The sequence below is a fragment of the Streptomyces sp. NBC_01474 genome, from assembly GCF_035918215.1.
Classification (GTDB): domain Bacteria; phylum Actinomycetota; class Actinomycetes; order Streptomycetales; family Streptomycetaceae; genus Streptomyces; species Streptomyces aureus.
The window spans coordinates 8018553-8042177 of the sequence record NZ_CP109449.1; the positions used below are offsets into that span (position 1 = coordinate 8018553).

Sequence of the window (23625 nt, forward strand, 5' to 3'; positions counted from 1 at the left end):
CTGACGAACACCCGTGGCCCCTGGCCCTCAGAGGCCACGGGTGCTCGAATCAGTGTGTGAACCCGGAAGAACCCGTACCGCCCGAGCGGGACGAGGAGCGCGGCGCGCCCGTCGGCCGCCGCCTCGTCCTCGGCATGCTCGGACTCGGCGCCCTCGGCGTCGCCGCCGCGCCCACCCTCCAGCGCGGCCTCGAATCCTTCCTCGGCAGCGCCGCGGACAAGGACCCCACCGGTCTGACGGACCTCCTGCCGAACGGCGGCGGCTTCCGCTACTACTCGGTCGCCTCCTCCGTCCCGCACAGATCGGCCGCCGACTACCGCCTCACCGTCGACGGCCTCGTCGACCGGCCCACCACCTACACGCTCCCCGCGCTGCGGGCGCTCCCGCAGACCCGGCTCGTGCGCGACGTCCAGTGCGTCACCGGATGGCGCGTGCCACAAACCCCCTTCGAGGGCGTACGCCTGTCCAGCATCCTCGACGCGGCCGGCGTCCGGCCCTCGGCCAAGGCGCTGCGGCTGACCTGCTTCGACGGCACGTACAGCGAGAGCCTCACCCTGCCGCAGGCCCGCCGCGCGGACGTGCTCGTCGCGCTGCGCATGCAGGACAAGCCCCTCGGCCACACCCACGGCGGGCCCGTCCGGCTCTACGTCGGCCCCATGTACTTCTACAAGTCGGCGAAATGGCTGTCCGGCATCACCGTCACCGACCGCGTCGAACCCGGCTACTGGGAGAACCGCGGCTACGACGTGGACGCGTGGGTCGGCCGCTCGAACGGACGCGACGATGAACCCACCCACTGAACTCCCGGCGCGCGTAAGGCGCTTCACCCGCTCCGAGACCTGGGTCCACTGGTCCATGGCGGCCCTCATGGGCTTGTGCATCCTGACGGCGGCCTGCCTGTACGTACCCCAGTTCGCGGAGCTCGTCGGCCGCCGCGAACTCGTGGTCAGGCTCCACGAGTGGTCCGGTCTCCTGCTGCCCGCGCCCTACCTCGCCGGCCTCGCGTCCCGCGCCTTCCGCGCCGACCTGCGCCGCCTGAACCGCTTCGTCCCGCACGACCGCACCTGGCTGCGCTCCGCCCTGCGCCGCTCGGGCCCGAGGCCCGCGGGCAAGTTCAACGCGGGCCAGAAACTGTACGCGGGCTGGCTCGCGGGAGCGGTCCTGGTGATGCTCGGTACGGGCCTGCTCATGTGGTCCACCCTCCCCCAAGCTCTCGGCTTCGCCCGAGCAGGGGGGACCCCCATCGTGCCCCTGACCTGGCGCACCGGCAGCACCTTCGTGCACGACTGGCTGTCCCTCGCCCTCGGCATCGTGGTCGCCGGGCACATCGCGAAGGCGTGGGCGGACCCCGAGGCGCGGCTCGGGATCCGGACCGGGTTCGTGGGGAGGGAGTGGGCCGAGCGCGAGCACGGCGAGTGGCTGCCGTGACGGCGCCGTATTACGCGCCCGCGCCGAAGTCCAGGAGGACCTTGCACGCCCGTGCGCGGTCCGCGGCCAGCGCGAACGCCGACTCCGCGGCCGCCACCGGGACCACCGCGCTGATCAGCTCCGCGAGCCCCGGCCGCCCGGCGAGCAGGCGCAGCGCGTCGTCGAACTCCGTGTCGAAGCGGAACGCCCCGCGCAGCTCGATCTCCCGGCTGACCACGAGGTTCCCCGCGAACGGGCTCTGCCCCGGCGGCAGCATCCCCAGCTGGACGACCACACCGCCGCGCCGCACATGGCGCAGGCAGCTGTCGAGCCCGGCGGCCACGCCCGACGCCTCGACAGCCGTGTCGGCCTCGTCGGGCCAGCCCTTGTCGGCCGGGTCGTCGGCGCGTACGAGGGTGTCGGCGCCGGCGAGCCGCGCGTAACGGAGGGCTTCGGGGAGGAGGTCGGTGGCGGTCACATGTGCCGCTCCGGCGGCCTTGGCCGCGGCGACGACGAGGCAGCCGATCGGGCCCGCTCCGGTCACCAGGACGTGCCTGCCCGCGACCGGGCCCGCCCGGCGCACCGCGTGCAGCGCCACCGCGAGGGGCTCGGCGAGGGCGGCCCGGTCGAGCGGAAGCCCGTCGGGCACGGCCCTCAACTGGCCGGCGGGAACGGCGATCCGCGCGGCGAAGCCGCCCTGGACGTGCGGGGTGCGGGCCGCGCTGCCCAGGTAGCGGGTGTCACGGCACACGTTGCGCCGCCCGTCCACGCACTCGGGGCAGGTTCCGCAGGGGGTGGCCGGGTGCACGGCGACAGCCGTGCCGGGCGCGGGACCGGTGGCCCCGACCCCGTACGACAGGACCGTGCCCACGACCTCGTGGCCGAGCAGCATGGGTTCCTGGAGCCGGAAGTCGCCGACGCCGCCGTGGCGCCAGTAGTGCAGGTCCGACCCGCACACCCCGCCGTAGCGGACGGCGACGAGCGCCTGGCCCGGGCCGGGTTCGGGGGAGGGGAGTTCGTCGACGCGCAGATCTCCCGCGCCGTGGATCACGCAGCCCAGCATCAGGTCTCCTCCAGCCATGAGGTCTTCTAGAGAACGCTCGTCATGCCGCCGTCGACGTAGAGGATCTGCCCGCTGACGAAGTCGGACGCGGGGGAGGCCAGGAACAGGGTGCCGCCGACGAGGTCGTCGGTGCGGCCCCAGCGGCCGGCCGGGGTCCTGCGGCGGACCCAGGCGCTGAACTCCTCGTCACGGACGAGCGGTTCGGTCAGTTCGGTCTCGATGTAGCCGGGGCCGAGCCCGTTGACCTGGACCCCGGAAGGGCCCCAGTCGGCGCACATGCCCTTGGTGAGCATCTTCAGGGCGCCCTTGGTGGCGGCGTAGGGCGCGATGCCGGGCCGCACGACCTCGCTCTGCAGCGAGCAGATGTTGATGATCTTTCCGTGACCGCGTTCCACCATGCCGCGGGCCGCCTCGCGGCCCACCAGGAACGCGCTCGTCAGATTGGTGTTCAGGACCCGGTGCCAGTCGGCGTCGGTGAACTCCAGGAGCGGGGCGCGCAGCTGCATGCCCGCGTTGTTGACGAGGATGTCGAGCGGACCCACCCGCTCCTCGACCCCGGCGACCCCGGCGGCGACGGACGGTCCGTCCGTGACGTCGAACGCCGCGGTGTGGACCGGGCTGTTTCCCGTCTGCTCCGACAGCCGCTCGGCCGCGTCCGCGAGGGCGGACTCGTCACGTCCGTTGAGGACGACGGTCGCGCCGGCCTCCAGGAGGCCGCGGGCCAGGGCGAACCCGATCCCGCGGCTGGAACCGGTCACCAGGGCCGTGCGGCCGCTGATGTCGAAGAGGGGGTGGGTCATCGCTCAGTACTCCAGTCGCTCCGAAGGGAGCCAGATCACGAGGTGGCTAGATGACCAGGGACAGCAGCAGGACCAGACCACCGGCGACGACCGAGATGATCGTCTCCATGACGGACCAGGTCTTGATGGTCTGCCCGACGTCCAGGCCGAAGTACTCCTTCACCAGCCAGAAGCCCGCGTCGTTCACGTGGCTGAAGAAGAGCGAGCCGGCGCCGATCGCGAGGACCAGCAGGGCCGTGTGCGCGGTCGACATGTCGGCCGCGAGCGGCGCCACGAGTCCGGCCGCCGAGATGGTCGCGACGGTGGCGGAGCCCGTGGCGAGGCGTATGACGACCGCGATCAGCCAGGCGAGCAGCAGGGCCGGGATCGCCCAGTCCTTGGAGATGTCGAGGACCATCTGGCCCACGCCCGAGTCGATGAGGGTCTGCTTGAAGCCGCCGCCCGCGCCGACGATGAGGAGGACGCCCGCGATCGGGGCGAGCGACTTCTCGACGGTGGAGGACAGCCGGTCCTTGGTGAACCCGGCCGCGCGGCCCAGCGTGAACATGCCGACGATCACGGCGGCGAGCAGGGCGATCAGCGGCGAACCGATGACGTCGAAGACGCGCTGCACGGTGTGCTCGGGCTTGTCCACGACGATGTCGACGAGCGCCTTGGCGAGCATCAGGACGACGGGGAGCAGGATCGTGGCGACGGCCGCGCGGAAGCTGGGACGCTTCTCCAGGTCGTCGCTGGCCCGGGCCGGGGTCATCTTGTCCGGGGCCTGGACATCCACCCAGCGGGCGGCGACCTTCGAGAACAGCGGACCCGCGATGATCACCGTCGGGATGGCGACGAGGACACCCAGGGCGAGCGTGACGCCGAGGTTGGCACCGACGGCGTCGATCGCGACGAGCGGGCCGGGGTGCGGCGGGATCAGGCCGTGCATGACCGACAGGCCGGCGAGGGCCGGGATGCCGATGCGCATCAGCGAGTAGTTGCCGCGCTTGGCGACCATCAGGACGACCGGGATCAGCAGCACGATGCCGACCTCGAAGAACAGCGGCAGACCGATCACCGAGGCGATCAGGACCATCGCCCACGGCATGGCGCGCCCGCCCGCCTTGGCGAGGATCGTGTCGACGATCTGGTCGGCGCCGCCCGAGTCGGCGAGCAGCTTGCCCAGGATCGCGCCGAGCGCGATCAGCACACCCACACCGGCCACGGTGGAACCAAGGCCCGCGGTGAAGCTGACGATGGTCTTGTCGAGCGGGGCGCCCGCGAAGGCTCCCAGGGCCAGAGAACCGATGGTCAGCGCCAGGAAGGCGTGGACCCGGAACTTCGTGATGAGCAGAACGATGACAGCGATGCCCGCGAGGACGGCGATCCCCAGCTGGGCGTGGCCCGCCGAGGTGATCGGTTCGACGGCATCCGCTGCCAGCGTCTCGACGCTGAGACTGGTCACGGTTTTCCTTTGGTGTGGGTGGGGACTTCTGGGACTACTTCAGCGCCGGGCGCTGGGGGACGGGGACTGGCCTTCGAGGTCGGCGAGGGCCGCGACGGCCCGCTCCGTGATCTCCTCGGGGCTGCCCGACACATCGACGTCGACGCCCGCCTCGTCCGCCGCGAGCGGCTGGAGCGTGGCGAACTGCGAGTCCAGCAGGGCCGTGGGCATGAAGTGCCCCTGGCGGTGCGACATCCGGTCCTCGATCAGGGCGCGGTCACCCGTGAGGTGGACGAACACGACTCCGGGGGCCTCGGCCCTGAGCCGGTCGCGATAGCTCCGCTTGAGGGCGGAGCTGCTGACGACGCCGCCGAGTCCCGCCCGTCCGTGCGCCCACTCGCCGATGGCGTCGAGCCACGGCCACCGGTCGTCGTCGGTCAAGGGGGTGCCGGCCGACATCTTGGCGATGTTCGCCGGCGGGTGGAAGTCGTCGCCCTCGGCGTACGGGACGCCGAGCCTGTCTGCGAGCAGGGGGCCGATCGTGGTCTTGCCGGTCCCTGCTACGCCCATGACTACGACGACGTGGGGGGTGCGTCGTGTCTTCATCGCGTCCTCGCTGTCTTCTTCGACATCGCTGTGTCACGCCACTGAAACCTAAATGGTCGGACAAATTCAAGAGACTGTGACATAAAAGTCTGACTTTTTATTCCGTCGACCCGCCTCGTACGCTGACGTCATGACCACACAGGGCCGGGGGCTGCACGCCCACGTACTGGAGAACCTCGGCCCCGCCATCACCGCCGGGGAGTACCCACCGGGCAGCGTGCTGCGCACGGACGAGCTGGCCCAGCGGTTCGAGGTGTCACGTTCGGTCATGCGGGAGGCCGTACGGGTGCTCGAGTCGATGCACCTCGTGGAGTCCCGGCGCCGGGTCGGCGTGACCGTCCGGCCCACGGAGGAGTGGAACGTCTACGACCCGCAGGTCATCCGCTGGCGGCTGGCCGGCGCGGACCGGCCGCGGCAGTTGCGCTCCCTCACGGTGCTGCGTTCCGCGGTCGAGCCGGTCGCGGCCGGCCTCGCCGCGACGCAGGCCACGGCCGAGCAGTGCGCGGCGCTCACCGAGTGCGCGCTCGGCATGGTCGCCACGTCACGCGGCCAGCAGTTGGAGGCGTACCTCGTCCACGACATCGAGTTCCACCGGGTCGTCCTGAACGCGTCGGGCAACGAGATGTTCGCCCGGCTCGGTGACGTGGTCGCGGAGGTCCTCGCGGGCCGCACGCACCACCAGGTGATGTTCGAGGACCCGGACCCGGCGGCCGTGTCACTCCATGTGCACGTCGCCGAGGCCGTCCGCGAGGGGGACGCGGCCCGCGCGGAGGCACTCACGCGCGAGATCGCGGTGGGCGCGCTCGAGGAACTGGACATCCTCGCGCCCTGAGCGCGCCGGCGCGCACTATTCGATGAAGTCGCCGTCGACGTACACCCATGCGCCGTCGAGCCGGATGAACCTGCTGCGCTCGTGCAGCGCGCCGGGCCGCCCGCCGTCGGTGTAGCGGGCCCGGAAGGTCACGGTGCCGGTGCTGTGGAAGGCCGAACCCTCGGTCGTCCCCAGGATCTCCAGACCGGTCCACTTCATACCCGGCTCGAAGGTGACGGCCGGGGGCCGGGTGGCCGGGTGCCAGGTCCGCAGCAGATACGCGGCGTCCTTGACGGTGAAGGCGCAGTAGCGGGACCGCATCAGGGCCTCGGCGGTCGGCGCGTTCGCTCGTCCGGAGTGATACCGGCCGCAGCAGGCGTCGTACGCGGCGGGGAGCCCGCAGGGGCAGGTGGGGGCGGGGCGTGACATGCGGACGATTCAACCAGCTCCGCCGCCGATCACCCGGCCCCCACCCCTGTCATCGCGTCACGGTCAGTGCCGCGCCCCGCGTGCGGTCCGACGAGGGCCCCGTCTCGATCGAGAACTCGCCGGGCTCCACGGCGAGCTCCAGGTCGCGGGTGACCGATGCGAGCGCCTCGACGTCGACGGCGAACACGGCCTCCGCACTCCCGCCGGGCTCCAGGTCGAGCCGTACGAACCCGCGCAACTCCCGCACACGCGGCCACGACGTACCCCCCGACACCCGGCGCACATACAGCTGCACCGTCTCGCGCACGGGCCGCGTCCCGGAGTTCGTCACCGTGACGGAGCACGTGGTGCCGGGTTCACCGGCCGTGACGGTGGCGTGCGCGAGGCGGGGCGCCGCGTACTCCACCGTCGAGTAGGAGAGGCCGTGACCGAAGGAGTGCCGCGCGGTGGCGCTCTGGTCCACGTAGCCGCGGTAGCCGTGGTCCTTGGCGTTGTAGAACACCGGCAGCTGCGCGGCGGACCGCGGCACCGACACCGGGAGCCGGCCCGCCGGCGACGCGGTCCCGAACAGGACGTCGGCCACCGCCCGTCCGCCCCACGGCCCCGGATACCAGGCACACAGCACGCCCTTCGCCTTCCCCGTGAGGTCGGGCAGCGCGTGCGGGCGGCCCTGGACGAGGACCACGACGACCGGGACGCCCGTCGCTGCCACCGCGTCGAGCAGCGCCGACTGCCCGTCGGGCAGCCGCAGATCGGCCAGGTCGACGCCTTCGCCGCAGGTCATGCCGACCGGGTTCCCCGAGGAGACGACGGCCGCCCCGTTGGCCTCGAAGCGCGCGTCGGCCTCGCGGGCGCTCGACCCGCCGAGGACGAGCACGGCCACGTCCGCCGATGCGGCCAGAGCGACCGCCTCCGGCACGCCGGAGAGATCGCCGCCGACGAGCTCGCAGCCGCGCGCGTACGTCACTTCGGAGCCGGGAGCGGCCCCCGCCCGGATCCCGTCGAGCACGGTGACACCCGAGCCGGGCCGCTGCGGCGCGGTGTAGTCCCCGATCTGGCCGGGAACGGAGTCCGCGCCGGGACCCACGACCGCGATGCGGCGCAGTGAAGGGCTGATCGGCAGCGTCACCCCGTCGTGCTCCAGGAGCACGATCGACTCCCGGGCCACGCGCTCGCTCAACTCCCGCACATCGGAGTTCCGTTCAGGCTTTCCGACGTAGGGCCGCTCGAAGAGGCCGAGGCGGAACTTGAGCGCGAGGACACGCTCCACCGCCGTATCCACGGTCTCTTCCGCCACGAGCCCCCGCTCGACGGCCTCCCCGAGTCGCGGGAAGCAGTCGTCCCACAGGCTCAGATCCGTGCCCGCCGCCAGGGCGAGAGCGCCCGCCGCCGCGGGATCGCCGGCCAGCCGCGTCAGCCGGTCGAGCGCGCCCCCGTCCGCCATCACGATGCCGTCGAATCCCCAGCGTTCCCGTAGGAGTTCAGTCAGGAGATACCGGCTCGCGGCGCACGGCAGGCCGTCGAACTCGTTGTACGCCGCCATCACGCCCGCGGCGCCCTCGCGGACCCCCGCCCGCGCCGCCGCCAGGTGGATCTCGTGCAGCTCGCGGGCGCCCAGCTCGGTGGCCGCGCTGTTGCGCCCGCCGATCGAGGAACCCTGGCCCGCGAAGTGCTTGAGCACCACGCCGACCGCGGACCGCCGCATACCCCGTACGAGCGCCTCGGTGAACCGGGCCGCCAGATACGGGTCCTCGCCGAAGCACTCCTCGGCCCGGCCCCAGCGCGGGTCGCGGACGAGGTCGAGCGCGGACACCAGGGCCAGATGGCCACCCCTGGCCCGCAGTTCGGCCGCAGCCGCGGCCGCCGCCTCCTCGTAGAGGTCCGGGTCCCACGTCGAGCCGACGGCCAGGTTCACCGGCAGGACGGTGCCGTCGAGCGCCTGGTGGCCGTGCGGGACCTCCTCGACCAGGAGCACCGGGATGCCGAGGCGCGTCCGTTCGGCCATGTGCCGCTGTACCGCGTCCGCGACGCCCGCCGCGTCCGCCGCCGTGATCCCGTCGGCGAACGTCACCCCGGACCACGGGTCCGCGCGCTGGAGCCCGTACAGGGCGCCCATGCCGTCGTACGCGGCGACCTCGGAGCGGAACGCGTCCGTGAGCCGGTGGCCCGAGCCGGTGCGCTCGTACGCCTGCCAGCCGTACATCCGCTGGTTGAGCTGCCCGACCTTCTCGGTGAGGGTCATCCGGCCGAGCAGGTCCCGCACACGCCCGGGCACCGGGGCCGCAGGATCGCGGTACAGCGGCTCACTCATCGCAGTTCCAGGATGCGCACGCCGTACGGGTCCAGGGTGACGTCCGTGACGGGCTCGCCCGTCCCCGCGTCGTGCAGCGTTCCATCCGTCTCCGGACGCACCGCCACCTCCTGCCCGGACTGGCTCACCAGCCACACGAACCGCCGCCCGTCCTCATGGACCAGCACATCGGCCGACACGTACGGGCTCCCGACCGTCACGGGCCGGGCCACACCGGCGACCTCGGCGAGCGCCGCGTACAGCCGGTGCGTCTGCTCCGGGTTGACGTGCGCCGTTCGGGCGGCCATGTGCTCCAGCGGGTACGTCGCGAGGACGGTGCGGCCGAGACCCGTGGCCCGCGAAAGCAGCGCGGGGCGGCCGTGCGCGTCGACGGCGACCACCTCCGCGTCGCGCGCCTCGACCGGCAGGTACGCCCGGCTGTCCTCGTTGCCCGCGACGGGGAAGCGCAGGGTCTCACCGGCCCTGATGCCCCCGAAGTCCTTCGTGAACGTCATCTCCAGGACGTCGTCCTCGATCGGCTCGGCCACCCCGTACGACAGCTGCATCTCGACCCCGAACAGCCCGTCCAGGTCGTCGAACCAGGGCCCGCGCGTGCCGGGGTGCTCGCCCGAGCAGAAGGACAGGTAGACCGTCGCTCCCTCGGCGGCGCGCCGCGCGAGCGCGCGCCGGGTGCGCGTCGTCAACTGCCGTGTCGCGGGCAGGAGATACAGCGACGCGTCCTCGCTGATGCCGTCCGCCTCCCGGGTGAGGCCCACCGCCAGGTCGGCGGCGCGCGCCGCGACGTACCCCTGGTGGAGCGAGGTGAAGATGAGCGGGCGGTCGGCGGGGCGGCTGTAGGGGTAGCCGCGCTCCAGGAAGGCGGGCACGACCAGCGCGGCCCCGGCGTCCGAGCGGCGGCAGCGCGCGAAGTCGACCTGCTCCAACACCTCGGCGAACGCGGCAAGTTCGACGAGCGGGGCCTTCGGGGCGCCCGTGCTGTCCGTGATGCCGAAGTGCATCTCGAAGGGGTGGTGGTCGTAGGGGGACCGGTCCCACAGATCGTCGTAGTCCGTGTTGTTCCAGGCGACCCAGCCTGTCGCGCCGCCGAGCAGTGAGTTGTGCAGGGTCTGGCGGTAGTACACGCCCGCATTCTCGGCGGAGACCGTGTCCGTCGACAGGCCGAACTCCTCCAGGACCACCGGCTGCCCCGTGACGGCCGCGAGCTCGCACTCGAACGCGGCCCGGTAGTGCTGGCGCGGCCGGTCCGTGTCGGAGCGGTAGACGTGCGGGCCCACGAAGTCGACGTACTCGGCGGTGTCCCGCAGCGAGAAACCGTTGTCGCGGCCCGTCACCTCGATGCCCCACGCCCCGTCGCCCAGGGAGACGGGCTGGGTGCCTCCGGCCGCGCGCACCGCGTTGCACATGGCCTGCGCCCACGCCGTGACGACGTCACTGGAGGGCGGGTCGACCTGGTAGATCCGCCCGTAGCCCGGCATCTCGTTGGTGATCAGCCAGCCCGTGACCGCCGGGTGGTCCTTGAAGCGGCGCGTCATCTGCGACACGAACCACGCCTGGCGGCCGACCATCCACACGTCCTCGTACAGGTCCCGGCCCCCGCGCCAGGCCGGATCCCAGTTCTCGCCGGACATGTGACCGACGATGAACGTCGGTACGGTGCCCATGCCCGCCTCGGTGTGCGCGTCGAGGAAGTCGCGGAAGCGCTCGCACAACTCCTCGTCGATCCGGTGCGGTTCGGGGTGGAAGTCGGGCCAGTAGAAGAACGAGCGGGTCATGTTCAGACCGTGCTCGCGCAGCACCGCCAGTTCCTCGCGCACCGTCTTCGGCTCGTAGTCGCGCCACATCAGGGGACCGCCGCTGCGGGACCAGAAGTTGGCGCCGAGCCAGGGCAGGACGGCGGAGTCGTGGGTGAGGTGGGCGCTGTGGCGTCGCATGGTGGTACCTAGCTCCGTTGAAATGCGGGATCTAACAGGGGGTTGCGGGGCCGGTCGACTCGCGGACGACCAGGTGCGGGCGCCCTTCGAGCGGTGTCTCGGGGACGTCCTCGCCGCACCGGGCGAGCAGCACGCGCGCGGCGGCCGCGCCGACCCGCTGCACCTGCTGGTCGACGGTCGTCAGGCGCGGGTGCAGCCAGCGGCCGAGGGGGAGGTTGTCGTAGCCGACGACGGACAGGTCCCGGGGCACGGCGAGGCCGGCCCGCTGGGCGGTGCCGATGCCGCACACGGCCATCGAGTCATTGGCGTACACGATCGCGGTCGGACGCTCGGCGCGCCCGATGAGCTCCTCGGTCGCGGCGACGGCGGCCGACTCCGAGAAGTCGGTGCTGAGGACGGCGGCGGGACGGAGCCCGGCGAGTTCGAGCGTCTCCTCGAAAGCCGTGCGGCGCAGCCGGGTGTGCTGGAGCTCGGCGGGTCCGGAGACGTACGCGATGCGCCGGTGGCCGAGCCCGAGCAGGTGGTCGACCGCCTCGTGGACGCCCGCCCCCTGGTTGCCGAGCCCGACGGTCGGCACGGACGCCTCCGGGTCGGGCGCGCCGAGCAGTACCGACGGGAGGCCGATGCGGCGCAGCAGCGCCGGGCGCGGGTCGTCGGCCCGCGCGTCCGTCAGGACGGCACCGTCGACCCGGCCCTCCGAGGCGAGCCGTTCGTACAGCGCGCTCTCCTCGTCGACACCGGCGACGAGATGCAGGAGCAGACCGTAGCCGCGCGGCGCCAACTCGCCCTCTATACCGGTGATCAGCTCACTGAAGTGCGGGTCGGCCCCGAGCACGTCGGTGGGCCTGCGCACGACGAGCGCGAGCGTGCGGGTACGCGCGCTGCGCAGCGCCGAGGCGGACGCGCTCGGCGACCAGCCGAGCTCCGCCGCCGCGTCGAGGATCCGCCGCCGGGTCGGCTCGGCGAGCCGGCCCTTCTCGTTGAACGCCTGAGACACCGCGGCCGTCGACACCCCCGCCGCGGCCGCCACCGCCTTGATGGTCGGACGACCGGTCGGCCGTTTCGGTCGGGTCCCGCTCACATCTTCACCGCCCCACTGACGAGTGCCTGCTGCATCCGCTTCTGGAGCACCGTATAGACGATCCACACCGGTACGAGGGTGAGGACGGTCCCCGCGGTCAGGACCCCGTAGTCCGTCCCGGTGATGGACTTCAGCGTGGGCAGCGCCACCTGGACCGTGCGCTGCGCCGGGTCCGGGCCGATGATGACGAGCGAGTACAGGTACTCGTTCCAGAACGTCAGGAAGTTCAGGAGCAGTACCGTCGCGATGCCGGGCAGGCACATGGGCGTGTACACGTGCCGGAGCACCGCGAAGGTCGAGGCGCCGTCCATGCGGGCCGCCTCCTCCATCTCCCTGGGGACGGTCCGCATGAACTGGACCAGGATCACCACCGAGAGCGGCATCGCCGTGGCAGGCAGGAACAGGATCATGAACGTGCGCGTGTGGAACAGGCCGGTGGCCGCGGCGAGCAGGAACGTCGGGAAGAGCGCCGCGAACGTCGGGATCAGGAACCCCAGCGAGAAGACACTCTCGACCAGGGACGCGAGCCGGCCCGTCGACCGGGCCAGCGCGAATGCCGCGGGGATCGAGAGCGCCAGCGTCAGGACGAGCGAGAACACTGTCACCAGGGCCGAGTTGACGACCGCGAGCCCGAGGTCGGCGCTGTGGAAGGCGGTACCGAAGTTGCCGAGGCCGAACGACGACGGCAGCGCGAACGGACTGGCGAAGATCTCCTCGTTCGTCTTGAACGCCGAGGCGACGAAGTAGTACAGCGGCACGACGAGGAGCACCGCGTAGAGCCAGACGAGGATGTGGGCGGGCAGCCAGGACCTGCCGAGGCGGCTGTGCTTGGCGGACTTCATGGCGACGGCTCCGATCAGTGGTTCTGGCGGAACGCGCGCCGGATGGCGAGCAGTCCGACGAGCCCGGTGAGGAAGAGGAAGACACCGACGGTCTGGCTGTAGCCGAGGTCGGCCGCGATGAACGCCTTCTGGTAGACGAGGAACGACAGCGTTGTCGACGAGCTGCCGGGGCCGCCCTGCGTCAGCAGCAGCACATGCTGGGCCGACCCGAAGAGCGTCCACAGGAACTGCAGCATCGTCACCACCCCCACGTAGTCGCGGATCACGGGGAAGTGGATGCGCCACATGGTCCGCCAGTGTCCGGCGCCGTCCAGCTGCGCCGCCTCGCCGATCTCCTCGGGCACGCTCCCGAGCCGCGCCGCGAACAGCACCGCCGTGAAGCCGATCCCGGCCCAGATGTCCAGCGCGATCAGGCAGGCGAGCGCGGTGGAGGGGGAGGCGAGCCACGCGTCGGCGAGCGAGCCGAGCCCGACCGCCTTCAGGCCGCCGTTGACCAGGCCGTCGGGGGACAGCGCCGCGTAGAACACCATCGCCTTCGCCGGCGTCGAGATCAGCCCGGGGATGAACAGCAGATACCGGATGACCTTGTGACCGGGCGGCTTCTGCGCGACGTAGTAGCCGAGCATGTACGCGCACACGACCATCACCGGGACAGCGACGACGAGTTGGATCGCCGTGTTGCTCACCGCGTCCCAGAACACCGGGTCGTCGAGGACCGTGCGCACATTGTCGAACCCGGCGAACGAGACGGGCTGCAGCATGCCCGGCCAGCGCAGGGCGGCGACCACGAAGATGGCGACCAGCGGGCCGACCATGAAGACCAGGTACCAGACGAGGGCGGGCAGGGCGAGGATCGTGCCGCCCTGGCGGCGCGGCCGCCGGGCGGCGTCCGGGGAGGACGGGGTGGGGCGGCGGACCGCGGTCTCGCCCGCTGTCGACGTCATCGTCGTCATGAGCAACTCCCTTACGGATGAGGAGAGAGGGGGGCGTGCGGTCAGGCGCCGCGGTACGCGGCCTCGAGGACCGAGCGGACCTTGGCCGCGCTCGTGCCGCGCGTGAAGGAGGTACTCGTCGCCGTGATCAGCGGCTGCGTCGCCGCCGGCGGGACGAACAGGTCGGGCAGCAGCACCTGGCTCACGTCACCGCCGAGCCGCTGCGCAGCCGCCACCAGCGGGAAGTCCGAGCTGACCGTGTCGGACCGCAGCGCCATGTCGCGCCCGGCCTCCTTGATGAACCGCGAGACGGTGTCCTGGCGGTACATGAACCGCAGGAATTTCTCGACGGCGTCGATCTTCTTCGTGCCGTTCGGGCTGATCCAGAAGCCGATCAGCGTGTACGTCCGCAGGATCGTCGGCTTGTCGTGCGCCGCCCCCGGGGCCAGCGGCCAGCCACCCACGTCGGTGTGCCGCGCCACCTCGGCCGGCACCTTCGCCAGGGCCGACGACATGGCGGACTGCATCGCCGCGGCCTGCGTGTTGAACTGCGTGGTCATCGAGTCCGACGTCAGGCCCTGGGCCTTGTCGGCGAACACCCCGGCGTCGCGCAGCTCCACGAAGTACTCGAGCCCCTGCCGTGCGCCCCGGCCGCCGAAGTCCCCGGTCGCGTAGACGTGCCTGGCCTCGTCCTCGGTCAGAAACGTCTGGATGATCTGGGCGAGCAGCTTCTGGCCGGTCCAGTCGTTGCCGCCGACCGTGACGGGCGCGATGCCCTTCCTGCGCAGCTTGCCCGCCGCGGCGATCAGTTCGTCGCCGGTGGCCGGGACGCGGTCGACGCCCGCCTTGTCGAGGAGCGCCCGGTTGTAGGCGATCGGCCAGTTGGTGGCGAAGTAGGGGAAGGCCCTCACCCGGCCCTTGCCGTCGGTCCACGCGTCCAGGGCCACGGGCAGCACCCGCTCGCGCAGCCCCCAGTCGTCGAGGTAGCCCTTCACGTCCACGGTGGCGCCGACATCGGTCCAGGCCAGCGTCTTGTCGTAGAGGTTCACCATGACGACGTCCGGCTCCTTGCGGGCCAGCCGCGAGGTCTCGTAGACCTGCGCGAGGTCGTCGCCGTTGACGAGGTTCCTGACCTTGAGACCGGGGTTCTCCTTGCGGAAACGGTCCAGGGCGGAGAGGTAGGTGGGGGAGCCGGGGGCGGTGGTGCCGAGCTGACTGTGCACCACGAGGGTGCCGGGGTCGTCGTCGGCGGCGGCGAGGGCGGAGCAGCCGGACAGGGCGGAGGCGGCGGCGAGTCCGCCGCCGGCGGCGAGGAATCCGCGCCGGCTCATCGTCGAGGGCACAGAGCGCACAGCGGTATGTCTCCAACCGGGGTTACGGATAACGACGGAGTGGTTAATCGATATACCTGTGGGAGGTGCGAGCACCGTAAGGGGCCGGAGGAGAACGGTCAACCCCCCGTTGCGCATGCTGAAACGGGGCCGCCGCGGACCCGCGCATACCCAGGGAAAGTGGGTTCTGTCAGGCTTGCTCGGCCCGGAATGCCGCCGGTGTCACGCCTGTGTGCTGCTGGAAGTACTTCGAGAAATTCGCCGAGTCCCCGATGCCGACGGCCACGCCGATCCGGCCCACCGGCAGGTCCGTGTGGGCCAGCAGGCGCTTCGCCTCCAGGGTCACCCGGCGGTCGATGAACGCCTTCGGGGTCTGGCCGGTCGCCGCCCGCACCGCGCGGACGAGGGTGCGCCGGGAGTAGCCGAGCTCGTCGGCGTACGCGCTCACGCTGTGGTTCGTGGTGAAGCCCTGCTCGACCGCCGTGCGGAAGCGGCTGAACGTCGTGTCCGGCTGTGGCCTGCACTCGTCCGCCGCCGCCTGCGCCGACACATGCGCGACCCGCAGCATGAAGGCCGTGAGCGAGTGCCGCAGCACGGAGGTGTGCAGGCTGAGCGGCAGTGTCGCCGTGTCCAGATATTCGCGCTGCAGCTGCTCCAACGAGGCGTCCAGGGCGACCAGTTGGGCCTCGTCGGGGTGGAGCAGGGGTGGCCGGTCGTAGCGGTACAGGCCCGTCGCCTCGACGATCGCGCGCGGCAGGAACCCGGGCTGCATGGTGAGCGCGGTGCCGACGTAACGCTCGCTCGTCGAGAAGCCGTGCACCTGGCCGGGCCGGATCCACAGGATGTCGCCGGCTCCGACCTCGTACTCCGTGAAGTCGATCATGTGGCGGACCGGGCCCTCGCGGAAGAGGAGCAGGACGTGGAAATCGATCCGGTGCACGCGGCGCGACAGGCCGACGCCGCCCGCCCAGGGGCCCTCCGTGCCCATCGGGCCGATCTGTATCCCGACCCCGGACACGCTGGCGCTGGGGTCGAAGGGATACGTACGGATGTGCTCCCCGTCTCCCATATGTGCGCTCGGATGGGCGCCACCCTGCTCCGTCATTCACTTTCCTTGGCTCAAACCGGCTCGGCCTCTTGCAGGTGTCCCATTTTCACCGAACGCTGGCACGGGGGCACCTGCCGCGCCAAAAGTATGACCTTTAGATTCGTATGTGGTTCGACCAGGGCTTTAGCCCCGGTCGGACGGTGCCTTTCGGTACCTCGGATGCACAACGGATGCGAAGGAAGTCGTACAGATGAGCACGCAGACACCGGACGCCCTCGGCCCCCTCGAGTGGAGCGACCTCGACCGGCGTGCCGTCGACACCGCGCGCCTGCTCGCGGCCGACGCCGTGCAGCGGGTCGGCAACGGACACCCGGGTACGGCGATGAGCCTGGCCCCCGCCGCGTACACCCTCTTCCAGAAGGTCATGCGCCACGACCCGGCCGACCCCGAGTGGACCGGCCGCGACCGCTTCGTCCTCTCCCCGGGCCACACCAGCCTCACCCTCTACACCCAGCTCTTCCTCTCCGGCTACGAGCTGGAGCTGGACGACCTGAAGGCGTTCCGCACCCACGGCTCGAAGACCCCCGGCCACCCCGAGTACGGCCACACCGCCGGTGTCGAGACGACGACCGGACCCCTCGGCCAGGGCGTCGCCAACGCCGTCGGCATGGCGATGGCCGCCCGCTACGAGCGCGGCCTCTTCGACCCCGAGGCCCCCGAGGGCGAATCCCCCTTCGACCACACCATCTGGGCGATCGTCTCCGACGGCGACCTGGAGGAGGGCATCTCCGCCGAGGCCTCCTCCCTCGCCGGCCACCAGCAGCTCGGCAACCTCGTCTTCGTCTACGACGACAACCACATCTCCATCGAGGGCGACACCGCCACCGCGTTCTCCGAGGACGTCCTGAAGCGGTACGAGGCCTACGGCTGGCACGTGCAGCGCATCGAGCCCAAGGCCGACGGCGACACCGACGTGCAGGCCCTGTACGAGGCCCTGACCGCGGCGAAGGCCGAGACCGGCCGCCCGTCCATCATCGCGATGCGCACGATCATCGCCTGGCCCGCCCCGAGCGCGCAGAACACCGAGGCGTCCCACGGCTCCGCCCTCGGCGCCGAGGAGATCGCCGCCACCAAGCGCGTCCTCGGCTTCGACCCGGAGCGGACCTTCGAGGTCGCCGACGACGTCATCGCCCACACCCGCGGGGCCCTCGACCGCGGCGCCGACGCGCACGCCGAGTGGGACAAGCGGCTCGGCGAGTGGCGCACGGCCGAGCCCGAGCGCTCCGCCCTCCTCGACCGCGTGGTCGCCGGCCGCCTCCCCGAGGGCTGGGAGCAGGCGCTCCCCTCCTTCGACGCGGGCACGAAGGTCGCGACGCGCGCCGCGTCCGGCAAGGTCCTCCAGGCACTCGGCCCGGTCATCCCCGAGCTGTGGGGCGGCTCCGCCGACCTCGCGGGCTCGAACAACACGACCATCGACAAAGCCAGTTCGTTCCTGCCCAAGGGCAACCCGCTGCCGGAGGCCGACCCGTACGGCCGCACGATCCACTTCGGCATCCGCGAGCACTCGATGGCCGCCGAGATGAACGGCATCGCGCTGCACGGCAACACCCGCATCTACGGCGGCACCTTCCTCGTCTTCTCGGACTACATGCGCAACGCCGTCCGCCTCTCCGCGCTGATGCAGCTCCCCGTCACGTACGTGTGGACCCACGACTCCATCGGCCTGGGCGAGGACGGCCCCACGCACCAGCCCGTCGAGCACCTCGCCTCCCTGCGCGCCATCCCGGGCCTGAACATCGTCCGCCCGGCCGACGCCAACGAGACCGCCGTCGCCTGGCGCGAGATCCTGCGCCGCGGCACGACCAGGCCCGCCCCGCACGGCCTCGCGCTGACCCGCCAGGGCGTGCCCACGTACGAGCTCGACGAGCGGGCGGCGAAGGGCGGTTACGTGCTGCGCGAGGCCTCCACCGAGACGCCCGACCTCATCCTGATCGCGACCGGCTCCGAGGTGCACCTCGCCGTGGCCGCCCGCGAGCAGCTGGAGGCCGAGGGGGTCGGCACGCGCGTCGTGTCGATGCCGTCCGTCGAGTGGTTCGAGGAGCAGTCGCAGGACTACAAGGACAGCGTCCTGCCGTCGTCCGTGAAGGCGCGCGTCGCCGTCGAGGCCGGCATCGGACTGACCTGGTACCGCTACGTCGGCGACGCCGGACGCATCGTCTCCCTGGAGCACTTCGGCGCCTCCGCCGACGCCGCCACGCTCTTCGCCGAGTACGGCTTCACCGCCGACAACATCGCCGCCCAGGCGCGCGAGTCCCTCACCGCCGCCCGCGCCTGACCCGTACGCACCCGTACACCGAAAGAAGATGAAGAACATGAGCAACGCCGACTCCACCGTCACGCCCCTCAAGTCCCTTGCCGGCGAAGGCGTTTCCATCTGGCTGGACGACCTGTCCCGCAAGCGCATCGAGTCAGGCAACCTCGCCGAACTGATCGAGAACAGCCACGTCGTGGGCGTCACGACGAACCCCTCGATCTTCCAGGCGGCCATCGGCTCCGGTGAGGGCTACGAGGAGCAGCTCGCCGACCTCGCCACCCGCGGCGTCACCGTCGACGAGGCGGTCCGCATGATGACCACCGCCGACGTCCGCGCCGCCGCCGACATCCTGCGCCCCGTGTACGACGCGACGCAGGGCCGCGACGGCCGCGTCTCCATCGAGGTCGACCCGCGCCTGGCCCACGACACCGACGCCACCGTCGCCGAGGCCAAGCAGCTGTCCTGGCTGGTCGACCGCCCGAACGTCATGATCAAGATCCCGGCGACGAAGGCGGGCCTCCCGGCCATCACCGAGGTCATCGGCCTCGGCATCAGCGTCAACGTCACGCTGATCTTCTCCCTGGAGCGCTACCGCGCCGTCATGGACGCCTACCTCGCGGGCCTGGAGAAGGCGCAGGCCGCGGGCATCGACCTGGCGGGCATCCACTCCGTCGCCTCCTTCTTCGTCTCGCGCGTCGACGCCGAGATCGACAAGCGCCTCGACCAGGTAGGCACCGACGAGGCCAAGTCCCTCAAGGGCAGGGCCGCCCTCGCCAACGCCCGCCTCGCGTACGAGGCGTACGACGAGGTCTTCGCCTCCGAACGCGCCACGAAGCTGGAGACCGCCGGCGCCAACAAGCAGCGCCCGCTGTGGGCCTCCACCGGCGTCAAGGACCCCGCGTACAAGGACACGCTGTACGTCGACGAGCTCGTCGCCCCCGGCACGGTCAACACGATGCCGGAGGGCACCCTGAAGGCCACCGCCGACCACGGCGAGATCACCGGTGACACGGTGACGGGCGGCTACGAGCAGGCCCGCGCCGACCTCAAGGCCGTCGACGCGCTCGGCATCTCCTACGACGAGGTCGTCCAGCAGCTCGAGGACGAGGGCGTCGCCAAGTTCGACGTCGCGTGGAACGACCTGCTCGGCACCGTCGCGAACCGCCTCGCCGGCAAGGAGGCGCAGGCCAAGTGAGCATCACCGCTTGGCAGAACCCGCTGAGGGACCCCCGCGACCGCCGCCTGCCGCGCATCGCGGGCCCCTCCGGGCTCGTCATCTTCGGCGTCACCGGCGACCTGTCCCGCAAGAAGCTGATGCCGGCCGTCTACGACCTCGCCAACCGCGGACTGCTGCCGCCGGGCTTCTCGCTCGTCGGCTTCGCCCGCCGCGAGTGGGAGGACCAGGACTTCGCCCAGGTCGTCCACGACGCGGTGCGCGAGCACTCCCGCACCGAGTTCCGCGAGGAGGTCTGGCAGCAGCTCGTCGAAGGCATGCGCTTCATCCCCGGCGACTTCGACGACGACACGGCGTTCAAGCAGCTGCGCGAGGCCGTCGACGACCTCGACGAGAAGCGCGGCACCAGCGGCAACTACGCCTTCTACCTGTCCGTGCCGCCGAAGTTCTTCCCGCAGGTCGTGCAGCAGCTCAAGAAGCACGGCCTCGCCGACGGACCCGAGGGCTCCTGGCGCCGCGCCGTCATCGAGAAGCCGTTCGGCCACGACCTCGCCAGCGCTCGCGAACTCAACGCGATCGTGCACGACGTCTTCGCCCCCGACCAGGTCTTCCGCATCGACCACTACCTCGGCAAGGAGACCGTCCAGAACATCCTGGCCCTCCGCTTCGCCAACCAGATGTACGAACCCGTCTGGAACCGGAGCTATGTCGACCACGTGCAGATCACGATGGCCGAGGACATCGGCATCGGCGGCCGCGCCGGCTACTACGACGGCATCGGCGCCGCCCGCGACGTCATCCAGAACCACCTCCTCCAGCTCATGGCGCTCACCGCCATGGAGGAACCCGCGTCCTTCGACGCCGAGTCGCTCCTCACCGAGAAGCTCAAGGTCCTCAAGTCGGTGCGGCTGCCCGAGAACCTCGGCGAGCACACCGTCCGCGCCCAGTACGCGGCCGGGTGGCAGGGCGGCGAGAAGGTCCCCGGCTACCTCCAGGAAGACGGCATCGACCCCGAGTCGAAGACCGACACCTACGCGGCGATCAAGCTGGGGGTCGACAACCGCCGCTGGGCGGGCGTCCCGTTCTATCTGCGCACCGGCAAGCGCCTCGGCCGCCGCGTCACCGAGATCGCCGTCGTCTTCCAGCGCGCCCCGCACTCCCCGTTCGACTCCACCGCCACGGAGGAACTCGGCCAGAACGCCGTGGTCATCCGCGTCCAGCCCGACGAGGGCATGACCGTACGCTTCGGCTCGAAGGTCCCGGGTACCTCGATGGAGATCCGGGACGTGTCGATGGACTTCGCCTACGGCGAGTCCTTCACCGAGTCCAGCCCGGAGGCGTACGAACGGCTCATCCTGGACGTCCTGCTCGGCGACGCCAACCTCTTCCCCCGCACGGAGGAGGTGGAGGAGTCCTGGAAGATCCTCGACCCGATCGAGGGCCACTGGGACACCCACGGCCGGCCCGCGCAGTACGCCTCGGGGAGCTGGGGCCCGAAGGAAGCGGACGAGATGCTCGCACGAGACGGACGGAGCTGGCGCAGGCCATGAAGATCGACCTCACCGACACGACGGCAAGCAAGGTCAACAAGGCCCTGGTGGAAGGCCGCAGGGCGATTGGCACCCCGGCCGTGGGCATGGTCCTCACGATGGTCATCGTGACCGACGAGGAGAACGCCTACGACTCCATCAAGGCCGCCGAGGAGGCCTCCCGCGAGCACCCCTCGCGCACCCTCGTCGTGATCAAGCGGCACGCCCGCTCGCCCCGCGACCGCCAGGGCAACCGCCTCGACGCCGAGGTGCGGGTCGGCGCGGACGCCGGCACCGGCGAGACGGTCCTGCTGCGCCTGTACGGCGAAGTCGGCCAGCACGCCGACTCCGTCGTCCTGCCCCTGCTGCTCCCGGACGCGCCCGTCGTCGTCTGGTGGCCCGTCGACGCCCCCGAGGTTCCCGCCAAGGACCCCCTGGGTGCGCTCGCCCAGCGCCGCATCACCGACACGTACGCCGTCGAGGACCCGCTGTCCGCGCTGGCCGCCCGCGCCGCCTCGTACGCCCCCGGCGACACCGATCTGGCCTGGACCCGCCTCACCCCGTGGCGCTCCATGCTCGCCGCCGCCCTCGACCAGGCGGGCGCCGAGATCACCTCGGCGGCCGTCGAGAGCGAGGCCGAGAACCCCAGCGCCGAGCTGCTCGCCCGCTGGCTGGGCGTCCGCCTCGGCGTGCCCGTCGAGCGCGTCACCACCGCGGGCCCGGTCGTCACCGCCGTCCGCCTCGGCACGGCCGGCGGCGAGATCCGCATCGACCGCCCCGAGGGCCCGCTCGCCCAGCTCACCCTGCCCGGCCAGCCGCAGCGCACCCTGGCCCTCAAGGTCCGCAGCACCTCCGAGCTGATCGCCGAAGAACTCCGCCGCCTCGACGCGGACGAGATGTACGCCGTCGCCCTGCGCGGCGACGGCACCAAGGAGCGCGTTCAACATGCCTGACACCACCCCGCATCTCACGGTCCGCCCCCAGTGGACGGCCCTTTCGGACCACCGCGCGAAGCAGCGCCAGGTCCATCTGCGGGATCTGTTCACCACCGACCCGGACCGCGCCGGGCGCTACACCGTCCAGGTCGGCGACCTGCACATCGACTACTCCAAGCACCTGATCACGGACGAGACGCTCGCCCTGCTCCAGGAACTGGCCACCGCCACCGACGTGTTCGGGCAGCGCGACGCCATGTTCCGCGGGGAGAAGATCAACGCGACGGAGGACCGGGCCGTGCTGCACACGGCGCTGCGGGCCCCGCGTGGTGCGGTGGTCGAGGTCGACGGTGTCGATGTCGTCCCGCAGGTGCATGTCGTGCTGGACAAGATGGCCGTCTTCGCGGGCAGGGTCCGTTCGGGGGAGTGGACGGGCCACACCGGCAAGCGGATCAAGAACGTCGTGAACATCGGTATCGGCGGCTCCGATCTCGGTCCCGCGATGGCGTACGAGGTGCTTCGTTCCTTCACCGACCGGGACCTGACGGTCCGTTTCGTGTCGAACGTGGACGGTGCGGACCTGCACGAGGCCGTGCGTGATCTCGACCCGGCCGAGACGCTGTTCGTCATCGCCTCGAAGACGTTCACGACGATCGAGACGATCACCAACGCCACGGCGGCGCGCAGCTGGATGCTCAAGGCGCTCGGCGACGACTCCGCGGTCGCGAAGCACTTTGTCGCCCTGTCGACGAATGCCGAGAAGGTCTCCGACTTCGGCATCGACACGGCCAACATGTTCGAGTTCTGGGACTGGGTCGGCGGGCGCTACTCGTACGACTCGGCCATCGGCCTCTCGCTGATGATCGCGATCGGCCCGGACGCGTTCCGCGAGATGCTCGACGGGTTCCACCTCGTGGACGAGCACTTCCGCACCGCCCCCGCCGAAGCGAACGCCCCTCTCCTGATGGGCCTGTTGGGCATCTGGTACGGCAACTTCCACGGCGCCCAGTCGCACGCGGTCCTGCCGTACTCGCACTACCTGTCCAAGTTCACGGCGTACCTCCAGCAGCTCGACATGGAGTCCAACGGCAAGTCCGTGGACCGCGAGGGCCGCCCGGTGGACTGGCAGACGGGACCCGTGGTCTGGGGCACCCCCGGCACCAACGGGCAGCACGCCTACTACCAGCTCATCCACCAGGGCACCAAGGTCATCCCGGCCGACCTGATCGGCTTCGCCCGCCCGGTCGGCGAGCTCTCGGCTCAACTGGCCGACCAGCACGACCTGTTGATGGCGAACCTGTTCGCGCAGGGTCAGGCCCTCGCCTTCGGCAGGACCGCAGACGAGGTCCGCGCCGAGGGCGTCGCCGAGGCGCAGGTGCCCCATCGCACCTTCAGGGGCAACCACCCCACGACCACCATCCTGGCGAAGGAACTGACGCCCTCCGTCCTGGGCCAGCTCATCGCCCTCTACGAGCACAAGGTGTTCGTCCAGGGCGCCGTCTGGAACATCGACTCCTTCGACCAGTGGGGCGTCGAACTCGGCAAGGTCCTCGCCAAGCGCGTCGAGCCCGCCCTCACCGAGGGCGCCGACGTCCCCGGCCTCGATGCCTCCACCCAGGCGCTCGTCGCCACCTACCGCACGCTCCGGAAGAAGTGAA

General features: G+C 71.3%; 20 protein-coding genes. 8 read left to right on the plus strand and 12 right to left on the minus strand.

The features are described 5' to 3' along the window. The first annotated feature begins 134 nt into the window (after positions 1–134). The gene (locus tag OG758_RS36565) at positions 135–800 is read left to right on the plus strand and encodes a molybdopterin-dependent oxidoreductase (protein WP_266676222.1); all 666 of its coding nucleotides are present in this window, start codon (positions 135–137) and stop codon (positions 798–800) included. Beyond that, on the plus strand, positions 784–1428 hold the full coding sequence (locus tag OG758_RS36570; protein WP_326713812.1) for a cytochrome b/b6 domain-containing protein: 645 nt from the start codon (positions 784–786) through the stop codon (positions 1426–1428). Before OG758_RS36565 ends, OG758_RS36570 begins: the two co-directional genes overlap by 17 nt. A gap of 10 nt (positions 1429–1438) precedes the next feature. On the opposite strand, the gene OG758_RS36575 is transcribed toward OG758_RS36570, so the two are convergent. Genes OG758_RS36575 through OG758_RS36590 form a run of 4 tightly spaced genes read right to left on the minus strand, consistent with a single transcriptional unit; the run spans position 1439 to position 5299 of the window. Next, on the minus strand, positions 1439–2470 hold the full coding sequence (locus OG758_RS36575; protein WP_326716159.1) for an L-idonate 5-dehydrogenase: 1032 nt from the start codon (positions 2468–2470) through the stop codon (positions 1439–1441). Positions 2471–2496: 26 nt separating this feature from the next. Continuing rightward, positions 2497–3270 carry an SDR family oxidoreductase gene (locus tag OG758_RS36580; RefSeq protein ID WP_266931698.1) on the minus strand — a complete coding sequence of 258 codons (774 nt, stop codon included), beginning with the start codon at positions 3268–3270 and terminating at the stop codon, positions 2497–2499. A 46-nt stretch (positions 3271–3316) separates the two neighbouring features. After that, the gene (locus tag OG758_RS36585; protein ID WP_326713813.1) at positions 3317–4714 is read right to left on the minus strand and encodes a GntT/GntP/DsdX family permease; all 1398 of its coding nucleotides are present in this window, start codon (positions 4712–4714) and stop codon (positions 3317–3319) included. 39 nt (positions 4715–4753) lie between these two features. Then, complete coding sequence (locus tag OG758_RS36590) at positions 4754–5299, minus strand: gluconokinase (protein ID WP_326713814.1); 546 nt, start codon at positions 5297–5299, stop codon at positions 4754–4756. 130 nt (positions 5300–5429) lie between these two features. Between OG758_RS36590 and OG758_RS36595 the strand changes: the two genes are divergently transcribed. Then, positions 5430–6131, plus strand: a complete 702-nt coding sequence (locus OG758_RS36595; RefSeq protein ID WP_326713815.1) for a FadR/GntR family transcriptional regulator — start codon at positions 5430–5432, stop codon at positions 6129–6131. A 15-nt stretch (positions 6132–6146) separates the two neighbouring features. On the opposite strand, the gene OG758_RS36600 is transcribed toward OG758_RS36595, so the two are convergent. The 8 genes from OG758_RS36600 to OG758_RS36635 all read right to left on the minus strand — a co-directional run bounded on the left by OG758_RS36600 (position 6147) and on the right by OG758_RS36635 (position 16072). After that, positions 6147–6539 carry a YchJ family protein gene (locus OG758_RS36600; RefSeq protein ID WP_326713816.1) on the minus strand — a complete coding sequence of 131 codons (393 nt, stop codon included), beginning with the start codon at positions 6537–6539 and terminating at the stop codon, positions 6147–6149. Positions 6540–6588: 49 nt separating this feature from the next. After that, on the minus strand, positions 6589–8850 hold the full coding sequence (locus OG758_RS36605; protein WP_326713817.1) for a glycoside hydrolase family 3 N-terminal domain-containing protein: 2262 nt from the start codon (positions 8848–8850) through the stop codon (positions 6589–6591). Continuing rightward, positions 8847–10781 carry a glycoside hydrolase 5 family protein gene (locus OG758_RS36610; RefSeq protein ID WP_326713818.1) on the minus strand — a complete coding sequence of 645 codons (1935 nt, stop codon included), beginning with the start codon at positions 10779–10781 and terminating at the stop codon, positions 8847–8849. The genes OG758_RS36605 and OG758_RS36610 overlap by 4 nt, the downstream gene beginning before the upstream one ends. A 31-nt stretch (positions 10782–10812) precedes the next feature. Beyond that, positions 10813–11811 carry a LacI family DNA-binding transcriptional regulator gene (locus tag OG758_RS36615; RefSeq protein ID WP_326713819.1) on the minus strand — a complete coding sequence of 333 codons (999 nt, stop codon included), beginning with the start codon at positions 11809–11811 and terminating at the stop codon, positions 10813–10815. Between the two features lie 47 nt (positions 11812–11858). Beyond that, entirely contained in the window at positions 11859–12704 is an 846-nt protein-coding gene (locus OG758_RS36620) for a carbohydrate ABC transporter permease (RefSeq protein WP_326713820.1), read from the minus strand. Between the two features lie 14 nt (positions 12705–12718). Then, on the minus strand, positions 12719–13657 hold the full coding sequence (locus tag OG758_RS36625; RefSeq protein ID WP_326713821.1) for a carbohydrate ABC transporter permease: 939 nt from the start codon (positions 13655–13657) through the stop codon (positions 12719–12721). Positions 13658–13698: 41 nt separating this feature from the next. Further along, positions 13699–14979: an ABC transporter substrate-binding protein gene (locus tag OG758_RS36630; protein ID WP_326716160.1), complete on the minus strand. Its 1281-nt coding sequence runs from the start codon at positions 14977–14979 to the stop codon at positions 13699–13701. A 178-nt stretch (positions 14980–15157) separates the two neighbouring features. Further along, positions 15158–16072: a helix-turn-helix domain-containing protein gene (locus OG758_RS36635; protein ID WP_326713822.1), complete on the minus strand. Its 915-nt coding sequence runs from the start codon at positions 16070–16072 to the stop codon at positions 15158–15160. 193 nt (positions 16073–16265) lie between these two features. On the opposite strand from OG758_RS36635, the gene tkt reads away from it, so the two are divergent. Genes tkt through pgi form a run of 5 tightly spaced genes read left to right on the plus strand, consistent with a single transcriptional unit; the run spans position 16266 to position 23624 of the window. Next, complete coding sequence (gene tkt, locus OG758_RS36640; RefSeq protein ID WP_326713823.1) at positions 16266–18350, plus strand: transketolase; 2085 nt, start codon at positions 16266–16268, stop codon at positions 18348–18350. Between the two features lie 37 nt (positions 18351–18387). Continuing rightward, entirely contained in the window at positions 18388–19524 is a 1137-nt protein-coding gene (gene tal / locus OG758_RS36645) for a transaldolase (RefSeq protein WP_442810375.1), read from the plus strand. Next, positions 19521–21053 carry a glucose-6-phosphate dehydrogenase gene (gene zwf / locus OG758_RS36650; RefSeq protein ID WP_326713825.1) on the plus strand — a complete coding sequence of 511 codons (1533 nt, stop codon included), beginning with the start codon at positions 19521–19523 and terminating at the stop codon, positions 21051–21053. Before tal ends, zwf begins: the two co-directional genes overlap by 4 nt. Further along, the gene (gene opcA, locus OG758_RS36655) at positions 21050–21985 is read left to right on the plus strand and encodes a glucose-6-phosphate dehydrogenase assembly protein OpcA (RefSeq protein ID WP_326713826.1); all 936 of its coding nucleotides are present in this window, start codon (positions 21050–21052) and stop codon (positions 21983–21985) included. Before zwf ends, opcA begins: the two co-directional genes overlap by 4 nt. Continuing rightward, positions 21978–23624 carry a glucose-6-phosphate isomerase gene (gene pgi, locus OG758_RS36660; RefSeq protein ID WP_326713827.1) on the plus strand — a complete coding sequence of 549 codons (1647 nt, stop codon included), beginning with the start codon at positions 21978–21980 and terminating at the stop codon, positions 23622–23624. Before opcA ends, pgi begins: the two co-directional genes overlap by 8 nt. Position 23625 lies beyond the last annotated feature (1 nt).

Coding starts and splice junctions, on each gene's coding strand:
- OG758_RS36570 (WP_326713812.1), top strand. CDS start 784: ATGAACCCACCCACTGAACTCCCGGCGCGCGTAAGGCGCTTCACCCGC.
- tal (WP_442810375.1), top strand. CDS start 18,388: ATGAGCAACGCCGACTCCACCGTCACGCCCCTCAAGTCCCTTGCCGGC.
- OG758_RS36565 (WP_266676222.1), top strand. CDS start 135: ATGCTCGGACTCGGCGCCCTCGGCGTCGCCGCCGCGCCCACCCTCCAG.
- OG758_RS36620 (WP_326713820.1), bottom strand. CDS start 12,704: ATGAAGTCCGCCAAGCACAGCCGCCTCGGCAGGTCCTGGCTGCCCGCC.
- pgi (WP_326713827.1), top strand. CDS start 21,978: ATGCCTGACACCACCCCGCATCTCACGGTCCGCCCCCAGTGGACGGCC.
- OG758_RS36595 (WP_326713815.1), top strand. CDS start 5,430: ATGACCACACAGGGCCGGGGGCTGCACGCCCACGTACTGGAGAACCTC.
- tkt (WP_326713823.1), top strand. CDS start 16,266: ATGAGCACGCAGACACCGGACGCCCTCGGCCCCCTCGAGTGGAGCGAC.
- OG758_RS36590 (WP_326713814.1), bottom strand. CDS start 5,299: ATGAAGACACGACGCACCCCCCACGTCGTCGTAGTCATGGGCGTAGCA.
- OG758_RS36600 (WP_326713816.1), bottom strand. CDS start 6,539: ATGTCACGCCCCGCCCCCACCTGCCCCTGCGGGCTCCCCGCCGCGTAC.
- OG758_RS36635 (WP_326713822.1), bottom strand. CDS start 16,072: ATGACGGAGCAGGGTGGCGCCCATCCGAGCGCACATATGGGAGACGGG.
- OG758_RS36580 (WP_266931698.1), bottom strand. CDS start 3,270: ATGACCCACCCCCTCTTCGACATCAGCGGCCGCACGGCCCTGGTGACC.
- OG758_RS36605 (WP_326713817.1), bottom strand. CDS start 8,850: ATGAGTGAGCCGCTGTACCGCGATCCTGCGGCCCCGGTGCCCGGGCGT.
- OG758_RS36575 (WP_326716159.1), bottom strand. CDS start 2,470: ATGCTGGGCTGCGTGATCCACGGCGCGGGAGATCTGCGCGTCGACGAA.
- OG758_RS36625 (WP_326713821.1), bottom strand. CDS start 13,657: ATGACGACGATGACGTCGACAGCGGGCGAGACCGCGGTCCGCCGCCCC.
- OG758_RS36610 (WP_326713818.1), bottom strand. CDS start 10,781: ATGCGACGCCACAGCGCCCACCTCACCCACGACTCCGCCGTCCTGCCC.
- opcA (WP_326713826.1), top strand. CDS start 21,050: ATGAAGATCGACCTCACCGACACGACGGCAAGCAAGGTCAACAAGGCC.